General features: G+C 62.3%; 5 protein-coding genes. All 5 read right to left on the reverse strand.

Annotation, left to right across the window (positions count from 1 at the left end; all coding sequences use genetic code 11):
• Positions 1-803: chemotaxis protein CheW (locus BLX41_RS33485; RefSeq protein WP_185073367.1), on the reverse strand; the 803-nt coding region annotated here is incomplete at its 3' end.
• Between the two features lie 84 nt (positions 804-887).
• On the reverse strand, positions 888-1,676 hold the full coding sequence (locus tag BLX41_RS04115; RefSeq protein WP_123723880.1) for a ParA family protein: 789 nt from the start codon (positions 1,674-1,676) through the stop codon (positions 888-890).
• A gap of 50 nt (positions 1,677-1,726) precedes the next feature.
• Positions 1,727-2,611, reverse strand: a complete 885-nt coding sequence (motD, locus tag BLX41_RS04120) for a flagellar motor protein MotD (protein WP_123723881.1) — start codon at positions 2,609-2,611, stop codon at positions 1,727-1,729.
• A 2-nt stretch (positions 2,612-2,613) separates the two neighbouring features.
• On the reverse strand, positions 2,614-3,354 hold the full coding sequence (locus tag BLX41_RS04125; protein ID WP_123723882.1) for a flagellar motor protein: 741 nt from the start codon (positions 3,352-3,354) through the stop codon (positions 2,614-2,616).
• The coding region (locus BLX41_RS34360; protein WP_311197410.1) for a chemotaxis protein CheB at positions 3,354-3,500 on the reverse strand (147 nt) is incomplete at its 5' end. The genes BLX41_RS04125 and BLX41_RS34360, both read right to left, overlap by 1 nt.

Raw genomic sequence — 3,500 nt, forward strand, 5'->3', positions numbered from 1 at the left:
GCGCACATATGTTCAATCACCGTGCCGGCCAGCCACGGACGCTGGCCACGATGACTGCGCCACTTGATTTCGTTGGGGTCCAGGCGCAGGGAGCGACTGACCTGATGCACTGCCAGCCCCCACTCGTAGCCCTGGACCGAGATCACATACTGCAGGCCCTGGCGGAAATCATCGCGGTAGCGATCCGGCATGACCCAGCGAGCGGTATCCAGGACTTTCAGATTACCGGCCTGGCTCGGCAGGATGCCGAGGAACCATTCCGGCTGGCCGAACAGCGGTGTCAGTTCCTGCCCCGCCAGGGAGTAGATCGACCCCAGGCATACCAGCGGCACCGCCAGGGTCAGGCCGGCAACATCGAACAACAGGCATTCGAAAGGCTCGGCCGCCCAGCTGGGACGGTCGCTACCGGTGACCGGAGGCGGTGTATTGCTCGGCGGCAGGTGAACTTCCACCAACGGCGGCACCAGGGCCTGGAGCATCGGCACCACTGGCGAGATCGAACTCGGCAAGGGTTCCGGTGCTTCCATTACTGCAGGTGTCAGCGGTGCAGGTGCAGCTTCCCGGGCAGCGGGTGCCGCCTGGTGCTGGACCTGTGCGTCCCGCGCCTGCTCTTCCAGTACCGCAGCCTGGAACTCATCCAGTACTTCACTGGAGGCCGCAAGCGTTACTGGCGGGACCGGCGGAGCAACCTGGACCGGCGGCTCCGGTACCTGTTCCTCTTCGGTAGCATCCTGCAGCAAAGCGTCCAGGTACGACTGCAGCGCCAGCTGGGGCCGGCTCTTGGTATCCAGAGGACGGTTCATGAGGATGCCCACGCAAAAACCCCGATACAGTGATCTGTAGGGGTTATCGGCCGGGCTGTCGAGTGACTTGAATAACGCTTCACGTCAAGCCACCTGCGCCACGAGTTGTTGGGCCAGCAGATGCTTGAGCAAGGCCTTGTAGGCCAGTACACCGCGGCTCTTGCCATCGAACTGAGAAGGAGTGACCCCTGCCCGGCTGGCATCCCGCAAGCGGGTATCCACCGGGATATAGCCCTGCCAGATCTCTTCGGGGAACTTGTCCCGCAGGATCCGCAGAGTGCCCAGGGAAGCCTGGGTCCGGCGATCGAACAGGGTCGGCACAATGGTGAACGGCAGCGGCTGCTTGCGCGAGCGATTGACCATCGCCAGGGTGTTGACCATGCGCTCCAGGCCCTTGACCGCCAAATGCTCGGTCTGCACCGGAATCACCAACTGCTGGCTGGCCGCCAGGGCGTTGACCATCAACACGCCGAGCAACGGCGGGCTGTCGATCACCGCGTAATCGAAATCCTGCCACAGCTGCGCCAGGCTCTTGGCGATCACCAGGCCCAAGCCACTCTGCCCCGGCGACTGGCGCTCGAGGGTGGCCAGGGCAGTGCTCGACGGCAACAGCGAAATGCGCTCATGGCTGGTGCCCAGCAACAACTGGCCCGGCAGGTCCTGGGGCACATTGCCCTTGTGCAGGAACAGGTCGTAGCTGCTGTGCTCCAGGCTGTCCGGGTCATAGCCGAAGTAGCTGGTCATGGAACCGTGGGGGTCGAGATCGACCACGACCACGCGCTTGCCCGCCTCGGCCAGCAAACCGGCTAAAGCGATGGAACTGGTGGTTTTACCGACACCACCCTTTTGATTGGCAACTGCCCAGACTCTCATTCGGTTTGTTCCTCCCGCCCGGCCACAGCGGGGCGAGACATAGCGCTTAGTTATAAAGCGGGTGACGGAGAATTGACGGCGCTTCCCTGTACCGGCGTTTTCACTGGGGTTGGTGCAGTTTGTGTGCCAGCACGCTTGAGTGCCGCATCCGGTGTCGCATTGGCGGTTCCGGTGCCGGTCAGGCTGCGGCGCACATCGAGATTGCGCGACACCACCAGGACCACTCGGCGATTACGCGCCCGACCTTCGGCAGTGGCGTTGTTGCCCACCGGCTGGAACTCGCCATACCCCACAGAAGCCATGCGCGCAGGGTTCACCCCCTGCATCGCCAGCATCCGCACGATGCTCGCCGACCGGGCCGAGGACAACTCCCAGTTGGTCGGGTACTGCGCGGTCTGAATCGGCTGGTTGTCGGTGAAGCCTTCGACATGAATCGGGTTGTCGAAGGGTTTGAGGATCTTCGCCACCTTGTCGATGATGGTGAATGCCTGGTCGCTGGGCATGGCATCGCCGCTGCCGAACAACAGACTGGAGTTGAGTTCGATCTCCACCCACAACTCGTTGCCACGCACGGTCATCTGGTTGGAGCTGATCAGGTCGCCAAAGGCGGCGCTGATGTCATCGGCGATGCTTTTCAGTGGATCGCTGCCACCGGAGATGCCGGCGTCGGTCTGCTCGCTGTCCTTGACCAGCGGCTTGGCCGGGGTCACGGTCTTGGGCCGCTCGTCACCGATGGGAATCGGCTTGAGACTGCGATCGGAGTCGGTGAAGACCCCGACCAGGGCTTCGGAAATCACCTTGTACTTGCCCTCGTTGATCGAGGAGATGGAGTACATGACCACGAAAAACGCGAACAGCAAGGTGATGAAGTCGGCGTAGGAAACCAACCAGCGTTCGTGGTTGACGTGTTCTTCATGCTGGCGACGACGAGCCATAATCAGTCCATGAAGCCTTGCAGCTTCAACTCGATGGAGCGGGGGTTTTCGCCTTCGGCAATCGACAGAATGCCTTCGAGCAACATTTCCCGGTAACGGGACTGGCGCATGGCAATGGCCTTGAGCTTGGCCGCGATCGGCAACAGCACCAGGTTGGCGCTGGCCACACCATAGATAGTGGCGACGAAGGCCACGGCGATACCACTGCCCAACTGCGACGGGTCTGCCAGGTTGCCCATCACGTGAATCAGCCCCATCACCGCACCGATGATGCCGATGGTCGGCGCATAGCCGCCCATGCTTTCGAAGACCTTGGCAGCCTCGATATCGCGGCTCTCCTGGGTGTAGAAGTCCACTTCAAGGATGCTGCGGATGGCTTCCGGCTCAGCACCGTCGACCAACAGCTGCAAGCCTTTGCGCGAATAGGTGTCCGGCTCGGCATCCGCCACGCCTTCCAGGCCCAGCAGCCCCTCCTTGCGCGCGGTCAGGCTCCAGTTGACCACCCGATCGATACCCCCGGGCAGATCCACCCGAGGTGGAAACAGAATCCACACCAGAATCTGCATGGCCCGCTTGAAGGCACTCAACGGCGACTGCAGCAAGGCCGCGCCAATGGTCCCGCCGAGCACGATCAGTGCCGCCGGGCCGTTGGCCAGAGCCGACAGGTGGCCACCTTCCAGGTAGTTGCCGCCAATGATGGCGACAAACGCCATGATGATCCCGATAAGGCTGAGCACATCCATCAGAGACAGGCCTCGACCAGATGCCGGCCGATGTCGTCCAGGCTGTACACCGCATCCGCCAGATTGGCTTTGACGATGGCCATGGGCATGCCATAGATCACACAGCTGGCTTCATCCTGGGCCCAGACCGCACTACCGCTCTGCTT

Origin of the sequence: Pseudomonas protegens, from assembly GCF_003732485.1 — a bacterium.
Lineage (GTDB): Bacteria > Pseudomonadota > Gammaproteobacteria > Pseudomonadales > Pseudomonadaceae > Aquipseudomonas > Aquipseudomonas protegens_B.

Excerpts from the sequence above, each read along its gene's own strand:
- BLX41_RS04115 (WP_123723880.1), bottom strand. The coding sequence starts at position 1,676 with ATGAGAGTCTGGGCAGTTGCCAATCAAAAGGGTGGTGTCGGTAAAACC.
- motD (WP_123723881.1), bottom strand. The coding sequence starts at position 2,611 with ATGGCTCGTCGTCGCCAGCATGAAGAACACGTCAACCACGAACGCTGG.
- BLX41_RS04125 (WP_123723882.1), bottom strand. The coding sequence starts at position 3,354 with ATGGATGTGCTCAGCCTTATCGGGATCATCATGGCGTTTGTCGCCATC.